Here is a 19,253-nt window from a genome sequence, read left to right as displayed (position 1 = left end):
TCACTGCTCAATGAGGATTCCCATGCGCGCGATTCGCATGCTGTTGGTTTCTGCCCTGACCCTGGGCTCGGTTACCGCTTATGCCGGTGAGCAAGATGTACAGCGCCTGACCCAGTTGCTGGAAAAGTCCCAGACCATCGAGGCCAACTTCTCTCAGTTGACTCTGGATGCCAGCGGCACCAGCTTGCAGGAAACGACCGGCAAGATGACGGTCAAGCGCCCGGGGCTGTTCTACTGGCACACCGATGCACCGCAAGAGCAGGTGGTGGTGTCCGATGGCCAGAAAGTCACCCTGTGGGACCCGGACCTGGAACAGGCCACGGTGAAGAAGCTTGATGTGCGTTTGAGCCAGACCCCGGCGTTGCTGCTGTCCGGCGATGTCTCCAAGATCAGCCAGAGCTTCGACATCGCGTCGAAGGAGCAGGGCGAGGTCATGGACTTCACCCTCAAGCCCAAGACCAAGGACACGCTGTTCGACTCCCTGCGCATCTCGTTCCGCAAAGGGCTGATCAATGACATGCAACTGATCGACAGCGTCGGTCAGCGCACCAACATCCTGTTCAACGGGGTCAAGGCCAACCAGGCTGTCCCGGCGAGCACGTTCCAGTTCAAGATCCCGGAAGGCGCCGACGTCATCCAGGAGTAACGCGAGGCATCATGGACCTGTTTCGAAGCGAACCCGTTGCCCAGCCTCTGGCTGCTCGCCTGCGTCCGTCCAACCTGGATGAGTACGTGGGCCAGGAGCACTTGCTGGCGCGTGGCAAGCCGCTGCGTGAAGCGCTGGAGCAGGGTGCGCTGCACTCGATGATCTTCTGGGGGCCGCCGGGAGTTGGCAAAACCACGCTGGCCCGGCTGCTTGCGCAGTTCTGCGATGCGCATTTCGAAACGGTCTCGGCGGTGCTGGCGGGGGTCAAGGAAATCCGCCAGGCCGTCGAGGTGGCCAAGCAGCAGGCCGGCCAGTATGGCCGGCGCACCATCCTGTTCGTCGACGAAGTGCACCGCTTCAACAAGTCCCAACAGGATGCCTTTCTACCCTACGTCGAAGACGGCACCTTGCTGTTCATCGGCGCCACCACTGAAAACCCCTCGTTCGAGCTGAACAACGCCTTGCTGTCACGGGCTCGGGTCTATGTACTCAAGAGCCTGGACGAAGCGGCCCTGCGCAAGTTGGTCAACCGTGCGCTGACCGAAGAGCGTGGGCTGGGCAAGCGCAACCTGCGGGTCGGCGATGAGGCGTTCAAGATGCTCATGGCCGCTGCCGATGGCGATGGTCGGCGCATGCTCAACTTCCTCGAGAACGCTTCCGACCTTGCCGAGGATGGCAGCGAAATCGACGTGCAGATGCTGCAAAGCCTGCTTGGCGACAGCCGCCGCCGCTTCGACAAGGGCGGCGAGGCGTTCTATGACCAGATATCGGCGCTGCACAAGTCGGTGCGCGGCTCCAACCCCGACGGCGCGCTGTATTGGTTCGCGCGCATGCTCGACGGCGGTTGCGATCCTTTGTACATCGCTCGCCGCGTGGTGCGTATGGCCAGCGAGGACATCGGCAACGCCGACCCCCGCGCACTGAGCCTGTGCCTGGCGGCCTGGGATGTCCAGGAGCGCCTGGGCAGCCCCGAGGGCGAGCTGGCAGTGGCGCAGGCCATCACCTACCTGGCCTGCGCACCCAAGAGCAACGCTGTCTACATGGGCTTCAAGACCGCCCTGCGCGAGGCCGCCGAGCACGGCTCGCTCGAAGTGCCACTGCACCTGCGCAACGCACCGACCAAGCTGATGAAGCAACTGGGCTACGGCGACGAATACCGCTACGCCCATGATGAGCCGGACGCCTACGCTGCGGGCGAAGACTATTTCCCCGACGAGCTCGAGCCACGCCCCTATTACCAGCCAGTGCCACGAGGCCTGGAATTGAAGATTGGCGAGAAACTGCGCCACCTTGCCGAGCTGGACCGCAACAGCCCTCGTCAACGGAGAAAAACGTGATTGCTCTGATCGCCTCGGTGAGCGCCGCCGGTATTGCTGGCACCTTGCTTCGCTTTGCTGCGGGCAACTGGGTCAATGCCCACTGGCCACGACACTTCTATCTCGCTACGCTTGCGGTCAATCTGGTGGGCTGCCTGATCATCGGTGTGCTGTACGGCCTGTTTCTCAACAAGCCCGGCGTGCCGATCGAGGTGCGTGCGGGGCTGATCGTCGGCTTCGTCGGCGGGCTGACCACCTTTTCGTCCTTTTCACTGGATACCGTGCGCCTGCTCGAAAGCGGACAGGCGCCCCTGGCCTTCGGCTATGCCGCCGCCAGCGTGCTGGGCGGGCTGCTCGCCACCTGGGCCGGCCTGGCCCTGACCCGAATCTGAACCAACACCTAAAACACAACGAGAGAACGATATGCTCGATTCCAAACTGTTACGCGGCCAACTTCAGGAAGTGGCGGATCGCCTGGCCTCCCGTGGCTTCAGCCTGGATGTCGCGCGCATCGAATCACTGGAAGAGCGCCGCAAGTCGGTGCAGACCCGCACCGAGCAGCTGCAGGCCGAGCGTAATGCCCGTTCCAAATCCATCGGCCAGGCCAAGGCCAAGGGCGAAGACATCGCCCCGCTGATGGCGGATGTCGAGCGCATGGCCAACGAGCTTGCAGCCGGCAAGACCGAGCTGGACGAGATCCAGGCCGAGCTCGACGGCATCCTGCTGACCATCCCCAACCTGCCGGACGCCAGCGTGCCGGTCGGCGCCAGTGAAGACGACAATGTCGAAGTGCGCCGCTGGGGCACGCCGCAGGCCTTCGACTTCGAGATCAAGGATCACGTTGCCCTGGGTGAAGTCAGTGGTGGCCTGGACTTCGAGGCCGCGGCCAAGCTGTCCGGCGCTCGCTTTGCCGTGCTGCGTGGGCCGATTGCCCGCCTGCACCGCGCCCTGGCGCAGTTCATGATCAACCTGCACACCGGCGAGCACGGCTACGAGGAGCACTACACCCCTTACCTGGTACAGGCCCCGGCCCTGCAGGGCACCGGCCAGTTGCCGAAATTCGAGGAAGACCTGTTCAAGATCACCCGCGAAGGCGAGGCCGACTTCTACCTGATCCCGACCGCCGAAGTGTCGCTGACCAACCTGGTAGCGGGCGAGATCCTTGACGCCAAGCAGCTGCCGCTGAAACTGGTGGCCCACACCCCGTGCTTCCGCAGCGAAGCGGGCGCATCGGGTCGTGACACCCGCGGCATGATCCGCCAGCACCAGTTCGACAAGGTCGAGATGGTCCAGGTCGTGGAGCCGTCCAAGTCCATGGAAGCCCTTGAAGGCCTGACCGCCAACGCCGAGCGCGTGCTGCAGTTGCTGGAACTGCCATACCGCGTGCTGGCCCTGTGCACCGGCGACATGGGCTTCGGCGCCGTGAAGACCTACGATCTGGAAGTGTGGGTGCCGAGCCAGGGCAAGTACCGCGAAATCAGCTCCTGCTCCAACTGCGGCGACTTCCAGGCCCGCCGCATGCAGGCCCGCTGGCGCAACCCGGAAACCGGCAAGCCGGAGCTGGTGCACACGCTCAACGGCTCCGGCCTTGCAGTGGGCCGCACGCTGGTTGCGGTGCTGGAGAACTATCAGCAGGCCGATGGTTCGATTCGTGTGCCCGAGGTGCTCAAGCCCTACATGGGCGGCGTCGAGGTTATCCGCTAAATGAAGTACCTGCCGCTGTTCCATAAGCTGCAGGGCGGCCGGGTACTGGTCGTCGGCGGCGGTGAGATCGCCCTGCGCAAGGCGCGCCTGTTGGCGGATGCCGGCGGCGTGCTGCGGGTGGTCGCGCCGGAAGTCGACGGCCAGCTGGCCGCGCTGGCCAGGGAAGGCAGCGGAGAGGTGCTGGTGCGCGGCTATCAGGTCGCTGACCTGCAGGGTTGCCGTCTGGTGATCGCAGCCACTGATGACCCGGGGCTCAACGCACAGGTATCGGCGGACGCACAGGCGCGCAACCTACCGGTCAACGTGGTGGATGCACCGGCCCTGTGCACGGTGATCTTCCCTGCCATCGTCGATCGCTCGCCGTTGGTGGTGGCGGTTTCCAGTGGCGGCGATGCGCCGGTGCTGGCACGTTTGATCCGGGCCAAGCTCGAGACCTGGATTCCTTCCACCTACGGCGAGTTGGCAGGCCTGGCCGCGCGTTTTCGTGACAAGGTCAAGGCGCTGTACCCGGACGTCAACCAGCGTCGCGGCTTCTGGGAGACTGTGTTCCAGGGGCCGATCGCCGAGCGGCAGTTGGCCGGGCAGGGCGCCGAAGCCGAGCGGCTGTTGCAGGCCATGGTCGATGGCGCGCCTGTACAGCAGGGTGGCGAGGTCTATCTGGTCGGTGCCGGCCCTGGTGATCCCGACTTGCTGACCTTCCGTGCCCTGCGCCTGATGCAGCAGGCCGACGTGGTGCTTTACGACCGTCTGGTGGCCCCGGCGATCATCGAGATGTGTCGGCGTGATGCCGAGCGCATCTATGTCGGCAAGCGCCGCGCTGACCATGCTGTGCCCCAGGACCAGATCAACCGCCTGTTGGTTGATCTGGCCCGCCAGGGGAAGCGGGTGTTGCGCCTGAAGGGCGGCGATCCGTTCATCTTCGGCCGTGGCGGCGAGGAGATCGAGGAACTGGCCGACGAGGGCATCCCCTTCCAGGTCGTTCCGGGTATCACGGCGGCCAGCGGCTGTTCGGCCTACGGCGGTATTCCACTGACTCACCGCGACTACGCCCAGTCGGTGCGCTTCGTCACGGGCCATCTCAAGGACGGCACCAGCAACCTGCCCTGGAATGACCTGGTGGCGCCAGCCCAGACACTGGTGTTCTACATGGGCCTGGTAGGCTTGCCGACCATCTGCGCCGAGTTGATCCGTCATGGCCGTGCGGCAAGCACGCCGGCAGCGCTGGTGCAGCAGGGCACGACCCGCAATCAGCGCGTGTTCACCGGGACCCTGGCAGACCTGCCGGACCTGGTGGCCCGGCATGAAGTGCATGCGCCGACCCTGGTGATCGTTGGGGAAGTGGTGCAGTTGCGTGACAAGCTGGCCTGGTTCGAAGGGGCGCAGAACAGCTGATCCTTGGGGCCACTTCGTGACCCCTTTGCGGGCAAGCCCGCTCTTACAGGTACGGCGCCGCTTTAAACCTGTGGGGGCGGGCTTGCCCGCGAATGGGCTGCAAAGCAGCCCCAATGATTTCAACCCTGCCATATGCCCTTGCCCGCCAACCGTTCACGATCATGGGGCAATGTGAAGTCCTGCAGTGGCCCCTTGGGTACGATGCCGTTCGGGTTGATGGTCTTGTGGCTCATGTAGTAGTGCTTCTGGATATGTTCCATATCCACCGTCTGCGCCACCCCTGGCCACTGATAAAGCTCGCGTAGCCAGTTGGAGAGGTTCGGGTAGTCCGCCAGCCGCCGCAGGTTGCACTTGAAGTGCCCGTGATACACCGCGTCGAAGCGCACCAGCGTGGTGAACAGCCTTACATCCGCCTCGGTCAGGTATTCGCCGGCCAGGTAGCGCTGGCTGTCGAGCAGCGCTTCCAGGTGATCCAGCTCGTTGAACACCTCATCGAGCGCTGCCTCGTACGCCTCCTGGGTCGTGGCGAAGCCTGCGCGATACACGCCGTTGTTCACCGTCGGGTAAATGCGTTCGTTGAGCGCATCGATGGTGCTGCGCAGTGGCTCGGGGTAGAGGTCCAGGCGATTGCCGGTCAACTCGTCGAACGCGCTGTTGAAGATGCGGATGATTTCCGCTGACTCGTTGTTGACGATGCGCTGCTCTTGCTTGTCCCACAGGACCGGTACGGTCACTCGGCCCGTGTAGTGCGGATCATCCACGGTGTAGCGTTGATGCAGGTACTGTAGGGCGTCGAGATGATCGCCGGTCGAGCCCTGTGCGATGTCGAAGGTCCAGCCGTGCTCGCCCATCAGCCAGCTCACCACAGATACGTCGATCAGTGGCTCCAGGCCCTTGAGTGCGCGGAAGATCAGGGTGCGGTGCGCCCATGGGCAAGCCAGTGAAACATACAAGTGGTAACGGCCTGCTTCGGCCGCAGGCAGCGCATTGCGGCGCTGGGCGTTTTCGCGGCGGAAGGCGCCATCCTTGCTGTTCTGGTACCACTGGTCATGCCAGCGGCCGTCGATCAAAAGGCCCATGTGGAGCTCCAATTACCAAATAGTCTGTCGTTGGAGCTCAGTCTAGGGCATACCGTTCGAATAAATAGCGCAAATATCGCCAGTTATTGATCGACTGGTTAGATGTTTCGGTTTGACCAGAACGTGCGCGCGGTGTCGAACGCCTTTTCGCGATCATGGCCCAGGCCGCGCAGCGCCAGGGCCATGGTCGCGACGACCGCCAGCTCGCCATAGCTGTCCTGCGCCGCGCCGTGCCATACCGCCAACAGATGCTCGGGCTCAAGCTTTGCTGGCTTGACGTGGCGTTGTGCACTCAGCGCGGGCCATTCTTCGTCCCAGGCCTCGCTGCCGGTGGTGCCGTACAAGTGGCTGATGACATCCGGATTGACTTCGATCTCGCCGCCATCACCTTTGATCACCAGGGCGTGATCGCCGAGCAGGCGACTGGCCTCGCGGTGCACGGCCTGGTAGCCCGGGTGGAAGATGCTTTGCAGGCCGCAGCGCGCGCCGAGCGGGTTGAGTACGCGGGCCAGGGAGTGGATCGGCGAGCGCAGGCCCAGGGTGTTGCGCAGGTCGATCATCCGCTGCAATTGCGGCGCCCAGTCCTGCAACGGGAAGAAGGCCAGGCGCTGTTGGTCCAGGCTGTCGGCCACCGCCTGCCAGTCACGGCACAAGGGGATGTCCAACAGGGCGAGCAACTGTTCGGTGTACAGGCGCCCAGCCGTGTGGGCGCCGCCGCCGTGCATGAGAATGCGAATGCCGCTGTTGGCCAGGCACTTGGCAGCCAGCAGGTACCAGGGCAGGTGGCGCTTCTTGCCGGCGTAGCTTGGCCAGTCGAGATCCACAGCGATCGATGGGGCTTGCAGGTGGGTGCGCAGGGCCTCGGTGAAACCTGCCAGCTCCTCGGCACTTTCCTCCTTGTGCCGCAGCAGCATCAGAAAGGCGCCCAGTTGGGTGTCTTCGACCTTTCCTTCGAGCAGCAGTGTCATCGCTGCGCGCGCTTCCTCGCGGGTCAAGCCCCGTGCTCCGCGCTTGCCCTTGCCGAGAATGCGCACGAACTCGGCGAAGGGGTGTTCGGCCGGGGTTTCCAGGGTCAGGGGGCTCGGGCTGTCGGTCATCGGCTCGGTCATATGCAGTTGGTCGGCTTGGGCAGGCCCGCCAGCTTGGCGGCCAGTTTGGCGGGGGTGCCATTGAACAGACGGTTCAGGTGCGGGCTGTTGCCCTTGTCCGGGCCCAGCTTCAGGGCGGTGTACTTGATCAGCGGACGGGTCGCTGGCGAAAGCTGGTATTCGTCGTAGAACTGGCGCAGCAATTCGAGGACTTCCCAGTGGTCCGGGGTCAGTGCGATCGCTTCACGGGCGGCCAGGGCTTGGGCGACCTCATGGGACCAGTCCTGCAGGTCGACCAGGAAGCCGTCCTTGTCCAGGGCAATCGAGCGATTGCCTACAATCAGGTCGCTCATAGCCAGGTATTGACCTTGTCGTAGTGCAGCGAAAGCGCGACGAAGGCGGGATAGTCCACGGCCTTTGCCAACTCGCCGGGGATTGCGCGGGCCTGCAGGTCTTCTTCGAGGGCGAACAGGCGTTGCTCCAGGCCAGCAGCCTGCAATACACGGTGAGGCTCGCTGCCGGGCTTGAGGGCGTAGGTTGCATCGCCGCACAGCAGCAGCGCGTCCTGGTTGTCCAGCAAACGCAAGCAACTGGTCAAGCGGTTGTCGCCGAAGGGCGAATGGCTGATTACATGCAGGGTCGTCATCAGAGGGTCACCACCTGGTCGAAACGGGCGATCAGTGCACGCAGTGCTGCATCGTCGAGGACCTGTACCGGCAGCTCTAGCGTGCTGCCGTCCAGTCCGCGTTGCTGGAGGCTGTGCGCGCAGGCGAACAGCTCCTCGACCCCGAACATCGGGAGCGCCTGCAGGTTGGCGGCAAGGTTCTTCTGCTGCAGCAGGGCCGGTTGCTGGCCGCTGGCGAGTTGGAAGACACCGTCATCGAGAAACAGCATGCCCAGCGGTAGGTCGAAGGCGCCACCGGCAAGCGCGATATCCAGCGCTTCGCGGGCGGATGGCCCATTCCAGGGTGCCTGGCGGCTGATGATCAACAAAGAGCTGGCCATTTCAATCGCCTCCGAAGCAGACCAGACGGTCTGCCACTTGCGCAGCTTCGTGCAGTTGCCCAAGACCAGACAGCTCCCACGGCTTGGGCAGGTTCACGGCAGGGCGCTGGTAGCGATTGGCTTCGGCCTCGTCGAGCACGCCCCGGCGCAATGCCGCGGCGATGCAGACCACCGCATCGAGTTGATGGTGGCTGACGAAGCTGCGCCATTGCGCCGCCACATCCTGTTCATCCTGAGGCGCGACGACGTTGGCCGAGGCGCTGTGCACCCCGTCCTGGTAGAAGAACAGTCGAGTAATCTCGTGTCCGCCGGCCAGGGCCGCCTCGGCGAAGCGCAGCGCGCGGCGCGAGGAGGGCGCATGGGCCGGAGAAAACACCGCGATGGCGAATTTCATGGAAGGCTCGTGTAAAAAAGTGCCGTCATGATAAAGCAAAAAGCCCGCACCTGTAGGCGCGGGCTTTTGTCTGCCTGCAAAGATGGTCAGGCGCGTTCCCGGCTCTCTGGCAGGAACCAGTTCAGCACCAGGGCACAGATACCGCCGGTGGCAACACCAGACTCCAGTACGTTACGCAGCGCCGCAGGCATGTGCGCCAGGAACTCCGGCACCTGCGCCACGCCCAGCCCCAGGGCCAGCGACACGGCGATGATCAGCAACGCCCGACGATCCAGGCGGGTGCTGGCCAGGATATTGATCCCTGATGCCGCCACCGCACCGAACATCACCATCGCCGCACCACCCAGTACAGGCTCCGGCACGGCCTGGATCACCCCGGCCACGCTCGGGAACAGCCCCAGCAATACCAGCATGAGCGCGATCCAGACACCGATATGACGGCTGGCGATACCCGTCAGCTGGATCACCCCGTTGTTCTGCGCAAAGATCGAGCTGGGGAAGGTGTTGAACAGGCCCGCCAGCAGCGAGTTCGCCCCATTGACCAGCACCCCGCCCTTGATGCGTTGCATCCACACCGGCCCCTCGACCGGCTGACGCGACACTTTGCTGGTGGCTGTCACATCGCCGATGGCTTCCAGCGAGGTCACCAGGTAGATCACCAGCATCGGAATGAACAGCGCCCAGGAGAAGTCCAGGCCGAAGTGCAGCGGTACCGGCACCTGGAACAGCGCGGCCTCGTGCATGCCAGTAAAGTCCAGACGCCCCAGGTAGCCTGCCAGCGCATAGCCCACCGCCAGCGCGATGACGATGGCGCAGCTGCGCATCCACACCACCGGAATCCGGTTGAGGACCACGATGATCGCCAGCACCACGCCTGACAGCAGCAGGTTCTCGCCATTGGCGAAGGTGCCGTTGCCCATGGCCGCAAAGCCGCCACCCATGCTGATCAGGCCAACTTTGATCAAGGTGAGGCCGATCATCAGCACCACGATGCCGGTCACCAGCGGGGTGATCAGGCGCTTGATGAATGGCAGGATGCGCGAAACGCCCATCTCCACGAACGAGCCGGCGATCACGACCCCAAAGATTGCCGCCATCACGCCTTCGATCGGCGTACCCTGCTTGACCATCAGCGCACCACCGGCAATCAGTGGTCCGACGAAGTTGAAGCTGGTGCCCTGGACAATCAGCAACCCTGCGCCGAATGGCCCGAAGCGCTTGCACTGGACGAAGGTTGCGATGCCCGAGATCACCAACGACATCGACACGATCAGGTTGGTGTCCCGCGGCGAAACGCCCAGCGCCTGGCAGATCAGCAGGCCAGGCGTGACTATTGGCACGATGATCGCCAGCAAGTGCTGCAGAGCCGCCAGCAGACCGATCAGTGGCCGCGGCTTGTCCTCGAGGCCAAGGACCAGTTCGTTGGCAGGCGCCGTCGCGCCCGGCTCGTGTTCGAGTGAACTCATGGGAAACCGCCCCGAAGAAAAAAGGAGCGCATTCTACGGGGCCCGACGGCGAAGGGGTAGAGGTACGTCTTGACTGGGCTGCTCTTTGCTTCTTCGTGGCGGAGAGGGGCGTGCACCCCAAAAGCATCCACGCACAAAAAAGCCCGCCGAAGCGGGCTTTCCTGAATCGTCCAATCGCTAACGATCAGTCGTCACGACCCATGATGCCGAACAGCTGCAGCAGGCTGACGAACAGGTTGTAGATCGATACATACAGGCTGATGGTTGCCATGATGTAGTTGCGCTCGCCGCCATGGATGATGGCGCTGGTCTGGAACAGGATGCAGACCGACGAGAACAGCACGAAGCCAGCACTGATCGCCAGTTGCAGGCCGCTGATCTGGAAGAAGAAGCTCGCGACCACGGCACCCAGCAACACGAAGAAGCCCGCGGTGATGAAGCCGCTGAGGAAGCTCATGTCGCGGCGGGTGATCAGCACGTAGGCCGACAGGCCACCGAAGACCAGTGCGGTCATGGCGAAGGCCGAGCTGACCACTTCAGCGCCACCGGCCATGCCGAGGTAGCGGTTGAGGATCGGGCCGAGGATGAAGCCCATGAAGCCGGTGAGGGCGAAGGTAGAAACCAGGCCCCAGACCGAATCACGCAGCTTGGCGGTGAGGAAGAACAGCCCGTAGAAGCCGATCAGCACCACGAAGATGTTCGGGTAGCCGACGCGCATCTGTTGAGCGACGAAAGCCATCACGCCGCTGAAGGCAAGCGTGAGCGCCAGCAGGCTGTACGTGTTGCGCAGGACCTTGCTGACCTCCTGCTGCTCGACCTGCTGGCCGTGTTGTACGGCGTAATCCTGTTCGCGCATGGCGACACTCCTGTGGGTTTGAAACGTTCAGATGCAAAGATCATAACAGAGCCTCTGCAACGGGCGACAGAGAGAGTTTGACAGCGTGTTTCATTACGGTATGATTGCCGCCGCAAAACAAGCTGGAAGCGTGGCCGAGTGGTTTAAGGCAACGGTCTTGAAAACCGTCGATGGGCAACTATCCTAGAGTTCGAATCTCTACGCTTCCGCCATCTAAGCGCCTGATTTCATTGATGTTTATCTTAGGCGACCCCTCAAAAGGGAACGTTTTGGGAACATTTTGGGAATCGAGGGCAAAAGGAAGGGGCCGTCATGGCCCCTTTTTTTATGCGTTTCAGCTCAACTTGAGCGCCTGGTTCAACAACCCCACCACATCCGGCCCGTCCTGGCTGATCCACTTCGCGTAGTGCCTGAAGATCATGGCCGTCGAAGTGTGCCCCATCTGATCCGCAATCCACTCTGGCGTGGCCAGTCCGCTGCTGAGCATCTGGCTGGCGTGGCCAGTCCGCTGCTGAGCATCTGGCTGGCGAAGGTGTGCCGGCAGGTGTTCGGACCACGCTGGCGAACGCCGGCCTTCTCCAGGTGGCCGATCCACCACCCGTGCCGCAACACGTCCGAGGACCGGTACGGTTCACCTGTGGCGGTGTTGTGGAAGACAAAGCGCACACGCTGCTCCCGAATCGTCCGGTTGTCGCGCTCGACGACCTGGATCAGTTCCGCCGGCAGTTGCCTGGTGAACCTCTCCTGCGCCTGCAGCGCGCGAAGGGCAGGTGCGAGCAGCTTCACCTTGCGCGTCGACCGCCGTGTCTTGGTCACCTTGTATTGCCCGGCGACCCGCGCGCGACGGATCTCCACGGTACCGGCCGCCAAGTCGACGTCCTCCCAGGCCAAGGCAATCGCCTCGCTGACCCGCGGGCCGGACCAGATCATGTACTGCGACAGGTTGATCTCCTGCTGTCGCTCGGTCGTTTGCGTGAGAATCGCGTCGATCTCTTCCCGGGTGAATGGATCGGGATCGTCAGCATCCGGCAGGGAAATGGTGATGCCGTCGGTGGGATCGAACGCCGACTTCTTCGGTCTTGAGCGCTACCACGTCGCCATAGGCTTTGAAGGGGCCATCAGGCAGCAGGCTGCGGAAGTGCTCCAGCCACACACGGGCGCCATAGGTATTGGTGCTGTAGGTCTCGGCAGCGTCGACCAGCCACTGGCGTTCGATGGTGCGGCCATCGGTGGTGGCGCCTTCGACGGCGACGCGGAAGAACTTGCTGCGGTGTTTCTTGGCTGGGGTCTCGGTCTTGCCGGCCATGCTGGGCGTCCTCGTTGCGGTGGCGGTGTGCCTTGCGTTGAGGGCATGGTCCGCAGCGCGCCGGTCGGCAGCAATGCGCGGGGTTTGTAGGGCAGGGGCCTACAGGCAGCGCTAGTAGGGGATCGCGCGCGCGAACGGCAGCATCGGCGCCATGAACGCTATCGCCCAACCCACCACCGACGCACGCCGCCAAGCCAAGTTCCTGTATTGGACCGGGTGGCGTATCACCGATATCGCCGACTTCCTAAGCGAGAAGGAGAAGACCGTCCACAGCTGGAAGGCCCGCGACGAGTGGGACAGGGCGGACAACGTCGAGCGGATCGGTGGTGCCCTCGAAGCACGCCTCGTGCAGCTGATACTCAAGGAGGGCAAGACTGGCGGGGACTTCAAAGAGATTGACCTGCTGCACAGGCAGTTGGAGCGCCAGGCGCGAATTCAGCGCTACCAGGGCGGCGGTACCGAAACCGACCTAAACCCCAATATCGCCAAGCGTAACGAAGGGCCGAAAAAGCAGGCGGTGCGCAATGCACTGGACGAACAGCAGATCGAAACGCTTGTTGAGGCGTTCCGCTATAGTTGCTTTGACTACCAGATGGACTGGTACCGGGCCGGTAACCAGCGCACCCGCATGGTACTCAAGAGCCGGCAGATCGGCGCTACCTTCTACTTTGCTCGGGAAGCACTGATCGACGCGATCACGACGGGTCGTAACCAGATCTTCCTGTCAGCTAGCAAGGCCCAAGCGCACCAGTTCAAGACCTACATGCAGTCGTTCATGAATGAGGTGCTGGGCGTCAAGTTGACCGGTGACCCGATAGTGCTCTGGAACAATGCCGAGCTGCACTTCCTTGGCACGAACTACCGCACGGCCCAAGGCCGAACTGGCAACTTCTACTTCGACGAATTTTTCTGGGTCCACGGGTTCAAGGAGGTCAACAAGGCCGCCTCGGCCATGGCCCTTCAGAAGCGCTGGCGGAAGACGTATTTCTCGACCCCAAGCAGCATGGCGCACCCGGCATATACATGGTGGACGGGCGAGCGTCTGAACAAGGGCAAGCCGACCGCCAAGCACATCAAGCTCGATGTGAGCCATCAAGCGCTGCAGTAGGGGCGATTGGGGGAGGACAAGATCTGGCGCCAGATCGTGACGATCCTCGACGCCGAGGCGCGGGGGTGCGATCTGTTCGATCTGGACGACCTGCGCATTGAGTACGACGCCGAGGCTTTCCAGAACCTGCTGATGTGCGAGTTCGTCGACGATGGTGCAAGCATCTTCCCGCTGGCGATGCTGCAGCCGTGCATGGTGGATAGCTGGGCGGTGTGGGATGACTACAAGCCCTTCGCAGCCAGGCCGTTTGCCGACCGGCAGGTCTGGGTCGGCTATGACCCGGCTGAAACGACCGACAGCGCGGGTCTGGTCGTGGTGGCGCCATCGCTGGTACCGGGCGGCAAGTTCCGCATCCTCGAGCGGCACCAGTTCCGTGGTATGGATTTCGACGCCCAGGCCGAGACCATCCGCAAGGTGACCCAACGCTACTGGGTGACCTACATAGGTATTGATACCACGGGCTTGGGCGCTGCCGTGGCCCAGCTGGTGCGCCAGTTCTTCCCAGGTCTGCGGACGTTTTCCTATAGCCCCGAGGTGAAGACGCGCCTGGTGATGAAGGCCGTGGATGTGATCAGCAAAGGCCGATTGGAGTTCGATGCCGGTTGGACGGACGTCGCCCAGTCGCTCATGGCCATCCGCAAGACCATCACCGCTGGCGGGCGACAGTTCACCTACACCGCCGGCCGCAACGAGGCCACCGGCCACGCTGACCTGGCTTGGGCACTCTTTCACGCACTGCAAAACGAGCCGCTGGAGGGCCAGACCGCGGCCAACACCGGCTTCATGGAGATCTACTCATGAGCAAGTCGAACAAGCGCCGCCAGCGCGGTGGTGCACTGGCGCAGCCGGCCCGCGAGGGCGAGGTGCTGGTCAAAGGAGCCGGTGGGGAGTCGATGGCGTTCACGTTCGGCGATCCGGTACCGGTGCTGGATGGTCGCGAGATCCTGGACTACCTGGAGTGCTGGTCCAACGGGCGCTGGTACGAGCCACCGATCAATCTGGATGGTCTGGCCCGGTCGACCAAAGCCAGCGTGTACCTGCAGTCGGGGCTGACGTTCAAGCGCAACATGCTGGTGCGCAGCTTCATTCCCCATCGGCTTCTGACCCGGCACGCGTTCGAGCAGATCGTTATGGACTGGGGGTGGTGCGGAAACCTGTATCTGGAGAAGCGCGACAACATGCTTGGCCAGGCCATTGGGCTGCAACCGTGCCTGGCTAAGTACATGCGCCGCGGTATCGATCTGGAGACCTATTACCAGGTGCGGGGTTGGAAGGATGAACATGCCTTCAAGACCGGCAGCATCTGCCACCTGCGCGAGGCCGATATCAACCAGGAGATTTACGGCCTGCCCGAGTGGCAGCCCGCTTTGCAGAGTGCGCTACTGAACGAGAGCGCCACGCTGTTCCGGCGCAAGTACTACCAGAACGGCAGCCACGCCGGCTTCATTCTCTACATGACCGATCCGGCCCACAGCGAGAAGTTCGTCGACGACCTGCGGGATGCAATGAAGAACAGCAAAGGGCCGGGCAACTTCCGCAACCTGTTCATGTACGCGCCCAACGGGAAGAAGGACGGCATCCAGCTGCTGCCGATCAGCGAGGTGGCGGCCAAGGATGACTTTGGGGCGATCAAGAACATCAGCCGGGATGACCTGCTCGCGGCCTTGCGCATTCCGCCGCAGTTGATGGGCATTGTGCCTCAGAACGCTGGCGGGTTCGGATCGATCAAGGAAGCGACGGAGATCTGGGCGATGAATGAGCTGGAGCCGGTCCAGACGCGCCTGGGCCAGGTCAATGACTGGATTGGAGAGGAGGTGGTGCGTTTTGCACCCTTCGAGGTACCAGCGCGGAGGTGAAATCCCCTGCGCAGTGAACGAGGCGACCAGCTGGTAGTGGAACACCAGCTCTACGTCGAAACAATCAAAGATGTGAAAAAACCGTCATCGAGACGGCATGTTTTTAGTTTATTTCTCATATAAGAAATTCATATCTTCTGCTCGGAGATGCCATCTATCCACTAATGCCTTGGCGGCGCTTTTTTCTAATACTGCTTTGGCTGTGGGGAACATTTCGGCGTAAAAGTAAGTGAAATGACCCAAGATCATGAGATTAGTAGAAATTGAGGCCACGCCTAGCATGTACTGATCCTGGAGCGTTTTCGCTTGCCCTACCTGAAGGGCGCTTATGAAATCGCTGTGTGTGTATCCGCTCAGATATGGGTATATTGAAGCAAAGTAGGTATGGTGCAGTCCAGCCTCTTTAGCGAGGTCTTTCCAAGTCCAGTCAACATCCCATAAACCTTTTCTGACCTTTTTTCGCTTTTCCGAATCATAGCCTTGATAAATTGGAGAAGTTTCAATCAAGCTTAGAAGTCCTGCTGCGTTTTCCTCTGCATGCAGAGTAGCTTCTCTGGCCTCAGGGGTGCCTGCAAAAAGCTTGGTTCGCTTTTTCCAACCTGAATATACCCATATGCGGTGATTGAATTCGCGGCGCGAATCGCTCTCTGCCTTGAATATCCAGTGCATAACCAAATAATTCTCAATGGATGATCTGGTCAAGACTGCAATTGAGGAATGATCAATATACCCAAACGGGCGGTGAGTGGGTGTGCCAAAAGGGCAAGGTTCAAGAAGCGTTCTCGATGAGCATAGGTGCTTGAAGAGCTTCATCGACAGATCATGCAGGTCATATGACCACTGAGGAGGCATTTGCCCCATAGGAGGAAGCATTGCTTGAGTAGTGATCATTTCAGCCATAAGGCCAATCATCGCGTTAAATTCAGATTCTAATTCCTCATCCCTTTTGTAAAGATTTCCATTCTTCATTCTCAGGCCCCTTGGCTCGTTTGGCAGAGTTGCGCTGCAATCGTTAGTGTGCAGGTTTTTGTATGCTGTCTTAAGAGGTTTTTTTATTTTTTTTATTTGCACATTTGTTTCTTCTGTTCATCATGAGTCTCGAGTAGCGCGTGTATATGGGGCCGAAAATATAATAATAAAACGCGCTCCATCTCTCTGCGATGATCTCCTCGCCCTTGTAATGATCCCTGATGGTGTTTGTGTTTTCTTCAAAGTCATGAACTTTAATGATTGAGTCTTTTGAGATTAAACCATATTGTTGTTTTTGCTCTAAATATTTCTGAAGGGAGTCTTTAGACTCCAGGCAATCCTTGGTTAGGTTGAAATTTTTGAAAATTTTCAGTCGATAGTCTGATCTCATAAGCTGTATTGTTTCTGTTGTTTGATCCTTTCTTGTGATGTCAACAATAAATGCGATATTTCCTCCGATGCATTCGCCGTTATGAGTAACTCTGATTGTATGAATTATCCCTGTTAAGTGGTTTTTGAAAAACTCCCCGATAGGAGACCATCGCTTAACCCTCTTGGGGACTACATACTTCCCCTCACTGGTTGAAAGTACTATGCGTTTTTTTGTTTTTTCGTCCTGTAGTAGTTTCTCCATTTTTATTGTGTTTGAGTTAACTGCATAGGAAATTATCTCTCCCATTTTTTTATGGTATGTCTCGTAGGGCTTCATTATAAGGGGTGAATCATTATGGTCTTCTAGATCTATGTAGAAGTTGTGGCCTACCTTAAGGTATATCCCATAAATCGTCACTGCTCTGTCTTTCAGGTTTTCAAGAATGATATGGGATACGTAGCTTTCTTCGCATCTTGAGCTTGATGTAATTCCAAAGTTGCCGCTAATAGCTATTCCAGATTTTCTCTTGTAGTTCTTTATGGCGACTATCAGTGCAAATGTTGCTATTGGTGCAGTTATTATTAAGGCTCCCCAGTTCTTGGGGTCGATGAGCCAGTTTATTAATATTTCAGTCATTATCTATTTCTTGTTGAGTTAAGTCTAGGGTTTAGAGTGCCCTGGTGACGGTAAGGGCAATTTGGAGAACTTCTGAAGTCACGAACTTCTCTTAGATCTATGCAGCATCCGCGCTCGGCGCCGCGCTGTGGGGCGGATGAGGCTTTGAGTGGTTCGGCTGAGGTTCCGATGATACTGCAACAAGATCGGGATGCCGAGGTAAGCCAACGCCCGGAGCGCGCACTCGTCCCCCGCCACGCCTGCGAGCTAAACGTGTCGGAATTTCCGCACCCCTGCTCAGGGGCGCGGCAGGCGCAGGCATGAGTCTAGGGAAATAGGCAGGGGGCGAATGCGGTTCTGCAGATCCCTGCGGCACCCTAGCGTTGTCTGTCGTGACAAGCCAGGCTTGCTATGAGACGCGAACGGCTTATGAAACGGAGGATTTCTGCGAGTCTTTTTAGGTCTTTGTAGAATGGCGAACTCGCAATCAGAGTCCCCAAACCGAGGAGTCGAGTTCAGGCCTAAAGCTACTTATCTCCTCCTAAATTGGGGCCAGGGCCATAGTGACGTCGATTGAAGATGTCTCGAGGTGGCAGGAGGTCGTGGCTGGACCGGTGGCAGCGCCCACAGGGTGTGCCAGAGAGAGTGGTTGCATTTTTTTGGGCTGCCTATGCACAGTGTTAGCCCACACCAGTGTCCCCCACAACGAACCCTGTGGAGGACTCGCCTAGGGGGAAAGGGGACTAGTTCTTGCCGTTCAGCAGCATGCCAACAAACTCTAGAGCTCGAGCGGCCGTGAATTCGCGACCAGACTGAGGGTTGATCATCAGATCAACACCTGTCGGGAGGGTTCGACAGACGAAAGACAAGCTTCGATTGGACACCGCGTAGGTGATTGTCCCGATCAAGGCATTGATCGTTGGTGTAATTTCATAGGCCTCATCACCCAGAATTAGCTTGAAAGAGGGGATGGTGGCAACCCTATCGATACCTTTTAGGGTGAAGCTAACCGGTACTTCGGTGATTTCGAGCCCGCACAGGTAGATTCCCCGATATCTACCCTTTTCGAGGAGTCCTTCCAGGCCTTGTTCTAGGGCATTTTTCAAGAGCGCCCCAGCTTGTTCGTAGTTAGCAGTGGCCACGTCTGCATTCGATTCTTTTTCCAAGCGCTCGTCCAAGCGGCGAGAAATCTCTGCTGCCAAGGAATCAACTGTTGCATAAAGCATATTGAGTGTGAACTCCGTCAGTCCATGAGGGGAGCACGGAGCATAGCACCATGACACTAGTGGTTGCACATCCAGCTTAAGCCCACCTCAGAGCTGAAAGAGGGCGGCAGCGGTGAAGACGGTACTCATCGGGCACAGCATTGTGTTCTCAATCAGGCATAGGGCAGCTTCACTGATCAGGGGAGTGTGTGAGAGTGGTTTTTTCGGGGGTATTGGAAAATGGTAATTTCGGTTAGGAGGGGTATAGAGCAGTGCTGTAGGCCTTGTGACACAATGCTTTGAGCGATTACCTCAAAAGGTAATCAGAGGTAAGGGTAACGGTAATTTTTTCTTAAGTGGCTGATTTTAAAGGGTTTGATATTTAGGTCCCCAACCCTGCTTTGAGGTAATCCAATTACCTTTCAATTACCCAGAAATTACCTTTTTCAGAATCGCGGCAACCCTTTATCCACGCGGTTTCCAGAGCTTTTCCTGAACTCAATTACCAAAATTACCATTTTTTGATGGGTCGACCTGAAACGGCGTTTCCCCTACTGGGGTGCCCCTGGCGAGGTGCCGTACACGCCCGCTCTGGGAACACTCTGGGAACAAAATCACTCGCAAACGCACTCTGCACCCCACGAAAATCAAGGCCTCCAGCCCGGTCGCTGTGATTTTGTTGAGTTCGAATCTCTACGCTTCCGCCATATTCAAAGCCCTGATTATTCAGGGCTTTTTGCGTTATTAGGGTATTGAAAAATTTCCGAAGCGCTTCCGCCCCGTTAGTTGTTCGGCAGGTTTGTAGTGGTCAACTCATCCCGGACACGGTTTTGAGTTTTTCTTCAGCTTTCGCCGGAGCCAGTCCATCGTTGAAC

At 59.7% G+C, this 19,253-nt stretch carries 18 protein-coding genes, 1 tRNA gene and 2 pseudogenes; 8 read left to right on the top strand and 13 right to left on the bottom strand.

The annotated features are described in order from the left end of the window. The first annotated feature begins 22 nt into the window (after positions 1–22). The 5 genes from lolA to cysG are packed head-to-tail and all read left to right on the top strand — an operon-like array spanning position 23 to position 5,058. On the top strand, positions 23–646 hold the full coding sequence (gene lolA, locus HU748_RS05415; RefSeq protein WP_065864365.1) for an outer membrane lipoprotein chaperone LolA: 624 nt from the start codon (positions 23–25) through the stop codon (positions 644–646). A gap of 11 nt (positions 647–657) precedes the next feature. Next, positions 658–1,983 (top strand): replication-associated recombination protein A, encoded by a 1,326-nt coding sequence (locus HU748_RS05410; protein ID WP_054892327.1) that lies wholly within the window; start codon positions 658–660, stop codon positions 1,981–1,983. Further along, positions 1,980–2,354: a fluoride efflux transporter CrcB gene (gene crcB / locus HU748_RS05405; RefSeq protein ID WP_054892326.1), complete on the top strand. Its 375-nt coding sequence runs from the start codon at positions 1,980–1,982 to the stop codon at positions 2,352–2,354. The genes HU748_RS05410 and crcB overlap by 4 nt, the downstream gene beginning before the upstream one ends. Positions 2,355–2,385: 31 nt before the next feature. Beyond that, complete coding sequence (gene serS / locus HU748_RS05400) at positions 2,386–3,666, top strand: serine--tRNA ligase (RefSeq protein ID WP_186669828.1); 1,281 nt, start codon at positions 2,386–2,388, stop codon at positions 3,664–3,666. Further along, complete coding sequence (gene cysG, locus HU748_RS05395) at positions 3,667–5,058, top strand: siroheme synthase CysG (protein ID WP_186719575.1); 1,392 nt, start codon at positions 3,667–3,669, stop codon at positions 5,056–5,058. 119 nt (positions 5,059–5,177) lie between these two features. Here cysG and HU748_RS05390 read toward each other — a convergent pair whose 3' ends face one another. The 8 genes from HU748_RS05390 to HU748_RS05355 form a co-directional block, all read right to left on the bottom strand. Then, positions 5,178–6,137: a glutathione S-transferase family protein gene (locus HU748_RS05390; RefSeq protein WP_186719573.1), complete on the bottom strand. Its 960-nt coding sequence runs from the start codon at positions 6,135–6,137 to the stop codon at positions 5,178–5,180. A gap of 98 nt (positions 6,138–6,235) precedes the next feature. After that, positions 6,236–7,234 carry a glycosyl transferase family protein gene (locus HU748_RS05385; RefSeq protein WP_186719571.1) on the bottom strand — a complete coding sequence of 333 codons (999 nt, stop codon included), beginning with the start codon at positions 7,232–7,234 and terminating at the stop codon, positions 6,236–6,238. 8 nt (positions 7,235–7,242) lie between these two features. Beyond that, positions 7,243–7,578 carry a TusE/DsrC/DsvC family sulfur relay protein gene (locus HU748_RS05380; RefSeq protein ID WP_186669824.1) on the bottom strand — a complete coding sequence of 112 codons (336 nt, stop codon included), beginning with the start codon at positions 7,576–7,578 and terminating at the stop codon, positions 7,243–7,245. After that, a complete protein-coding gene (gene tusB / locus HU748_RS05375; protein WP_186719569.1) occupies positions 7,575–7,871 on the bottom strand; it encodes a sulfurtransferase complex subunit TusB in 297 nt (98 codons plus the stop codon). The genes HU748_RS05380 and tusB overlap by 4 nt, the downstream gene beginning before the upstream one ends. Beyond that, positions 7,871–8,230: a sulfurtransferase complex subunit TusC gene (tusC, locus tag HU748_RS05370; protein ID WP_186669822.1), complete on the bottom strand. Its 360-nt coding sequence runs from the start codon at positions 8,228–8,230 to the stop codon at positions 7,871–7,873. Before tusC ends, tusB begins: the two co-directional genes overlap by 1 nt. Before the next feature lies 1 nt (position 8,231). Then, complete coding sequence (tusD, locus tag HU748_RS05365) at positions 8,232–8,624, bottom strand: sulfurtransferase complex subunit TusD (protein ID WP_186669820.1); 393 nt, start codon at positions 8,622–8,624, stop codon at positions 8,232–8,234. Between the two features lie 86 nt (positions 8,625–8,710). Further along, complete coding sequence (locus tag HU748_RS05360; protein WP_186719567.1) at positions 8,711–10,090, bottom strand: uracil-xanthine permease family protein; 1,380 nt, start codon at positions 10,088–10,090, stop codon at positions 8,711–8,713. A gap of 184 nt (positions 10,091–10,274) precedes the next feature. Further along, positions 10,275–10,946, bottom strand: a complete 672-nt coding sequence (locus HU748_RS05355; RefSeq protein ID WP_054892316.1) for a Bax inhibitor-1/YccA family protein — start codon at positions 10,944–10,946, stop codon at positions 10,275–10,277. Between the two features lie 124 nt (positions 10,947–11,070). Here HU748_RS05355 and HU748_RS05350 point away from each other — a divergent pair. Next, positions 11,071–11,158 (top strand) — tRNA-Ser (locus tag HU748_RS05350). A 205-nt stretch (positions 11,159–11,363) separates the two neighbouring features. On the opposite strand, the gene HU748_RS05345 is transcribed toward HU748_RS05350, so the two are convergent. Together HU748_RS05345 and HU748_RS05340 are read right to left on the bottom strand one after the other, a co-directional pair. Then, on the bottom strand, positions 11,364–11,888 hold the full coding sequence (locus HU748_RS05345; protein ID WP_238343298.1) for a tyrosine-type recombinase/integrase: 525 nt from the start codon (positions 11,886–11,888) through the stop codon (positions 11,364–11,366). Between the two features lie 124 nt (positions 11,889–12,012). Next, positions 12,013–12,252, bottom strand: a pseudogene (locus HU748_RS05340) (GPO family capsid scaffolding protein); the annotation flags it as partial. A 151-nt stretch (positions 12,253–12,403) separates the two neighbouring features. Between HU748_RS05340 and HU748_RS05335 the strand changes: the two are divergent. Next, a pseudogene (locus HU748_RS05335) lies at positions 12,404–14,161 on the top strand (terminase ATPase subunit family protein). Further along, positions 14,158–15,216, top strand: coding sequence for a phage portal protein (locus HU748_RS05330; RefSeq protein WP_186719565.1), 1,059 nt, complete (start codon positions 14,158–14,160; stop codon positions 15,214–15,216). Before HU748_RS05335 ends, HU748_RS05330 begins: the two are co-directional and overlap by 4 nt. Before the next feature lie 108 nt (positions 15,217–15,324). Here HU748_RS05330 and HU748_RS05325 read toward each other — a convergent pair whose 3' ends face one another. The 3 genes from HU748_RS05325 to HU748_RS05315 all read right to left on the bottom strand — a co-directional run bounded on the left by HU748_RS05325 (position 15,325) and on the right by HU748_RS05315 (position 18,399). Next, positions 15,325–16,185: a DUF5677 domain-containing protein gene (locus HU748_RS05325; RefSeq protein WP_186719563.1), complete on the bottom strand. Its 861-nt coding sequence runs from the start codon at positions 16,183–16,185 to the stop codon at positions 15,325–15,327. Between the two features lie 70 nt (positions 16,186–16,255). Next, positions 16,256–17,194 carry a hypothetical protein gene (locus tag HU748_RS05320; protein ID WP_186719562.1) on the bottom strand — a complete coding sequence of 313 codons (939 nt, stop codon included), beginning with the start codon at positions 17,192–17,194 and terminating at the stop codon, positions 16,256–16,258. Positions 17,195–17,916: 722 nt separating this feature from the next. Continuing rightward, entirely contained in the window at positions 17,917–18,399 is a 483-nt protein-coding gene (locus tag HU748_RS05315; protein ID WP_186719561.1) for a hypothetical protein, read from the bottom strand. Between the last annotated feature and the right edge of the window lie 854 nt (positions 18,400–19,253).

It is taken from the genome of Pseudomonas sp. RW3S2, from assembly GCF_014268955.1.
GTDB classification, from domain to species: Bacteria; Pseudomonadota; Gammaproteobacteria; order Pseudomonadales; family Pseudomonadaceae; genus Aquipseudomonas; species Aquipseudomonas wayambapalatensis.
This window is presented reverse-complemented; position numbering and strand designations above follow the sequence as displayed.

Bases quoted from the DNA above. Each gene is read 5' to 3' on its own strand.
- HU748_RS05330 (WP_186719565.1), top strand. From the start codon at position 14,158: ATGAGCAAGTCGAACAAGCGCCGCCAGCGCGGTGGTGCACTGGCGCAG.
- HU748_RS05325 (WP_186719563.1), bottom strand. From the start codon at position 16,185: ATGAAGAATGGAAATCTTTACAAAAGGGATGAGGAATTAGAATCTGAA.
- cysG (WP_186719575.1), top strand. From the start codon at position 3,667: ATGAAGTACCTGCCGCTGTTCCATAAGCTGCAGGGCGGCCGGGTACTG.
- tusB (WP_186719569.1), bottom strand. From the start codon at position 7,871: ATGACGACCCTGCATGTAATCAGCCATTCGCCCTTCGGCGACAACCGC.
- tusD (WP_186669820.1), bottom strand. From the start codon at position 8,624: ATGAAATTCGCCATCGCGGTGTTTTCTCCGGCCCATGCGCCCTCCTCG.
- lolA (WP_065864365.1), top strand. From the start codon at position 23: ATGCGCGCGATTCGCATGCTGTTGGTTTCTGCCCTGACCCTGGGCTCG.
- HU748_RS05410 (WP_054892327.1), top strand. From the start codon at position 658: ATGGACCTGTTTCGAAGCGAACCCGTTGCCCAGCCTCTGGCTGCTCGC.
- serS (WP_186669828.1), top strand. From the start codon at position 2,386: ATGCTCGATTCCAAACTGTTACGCGGCCAACTTCAGGAAGTGGCGGAT.
- HU748_RS05390 (WP_186719573.1), bottom strand. From the start codon at position 6,137: ATGGGCCTTTTGATCGACGGCCGCTGGCATGACCAGTGGTACCAGAAC.
- HU748_RS05355 (WP_054892316.1), bottom strand. From the start codon at position 10,946: ATGCGCGAACAGGATTACGCCGTACAACACGGCCAGCAGGTCGAGCAG.
- HU748_RS05320 (WP_186719562.1), bottom strand. From the start codon at position 17,194: ATGACTGAAATATTAATAAACTGGCTCATCGACCCCAAGAACTGGGGA.
- HU748_RS05360 (WP_186719567.1), bottom strand. From the start codon at position 10,090: ATGAGTTCACTCGAACACGAGCCGGGCGCGACGGCGCCTGCCAACGAA.
- HU748_RS05315 (WP_186719561.1), bottom strand. From the start codon at position 18,399: ATGCTTTATGCAACAGTTGATTCCTTGGCAGCAGAGATTTCTCGCCGC.
- tusC (WP_186669822.1), bottom strand. From the start codon at position 8,230: ATGGCCAGCTCTTTGTTGATCATCAGCCGCCAGGCACCCTGGAATGGG.
- HU748_RS05380 (WP_186669824.1), bottom strand. From the start codon at position 7,578: ATGAGCGACCTGATTGTAGGCAATCGCTCGATTGCCCTGGACAAGGAC.
- HU748_RS05385 (WP_186719571.1), bottom strand. From the start codon at position 7,234: ATGACCGACAGCCCGAGCCCCCTGACCCTGGAAACCCCGGCCGAACAC.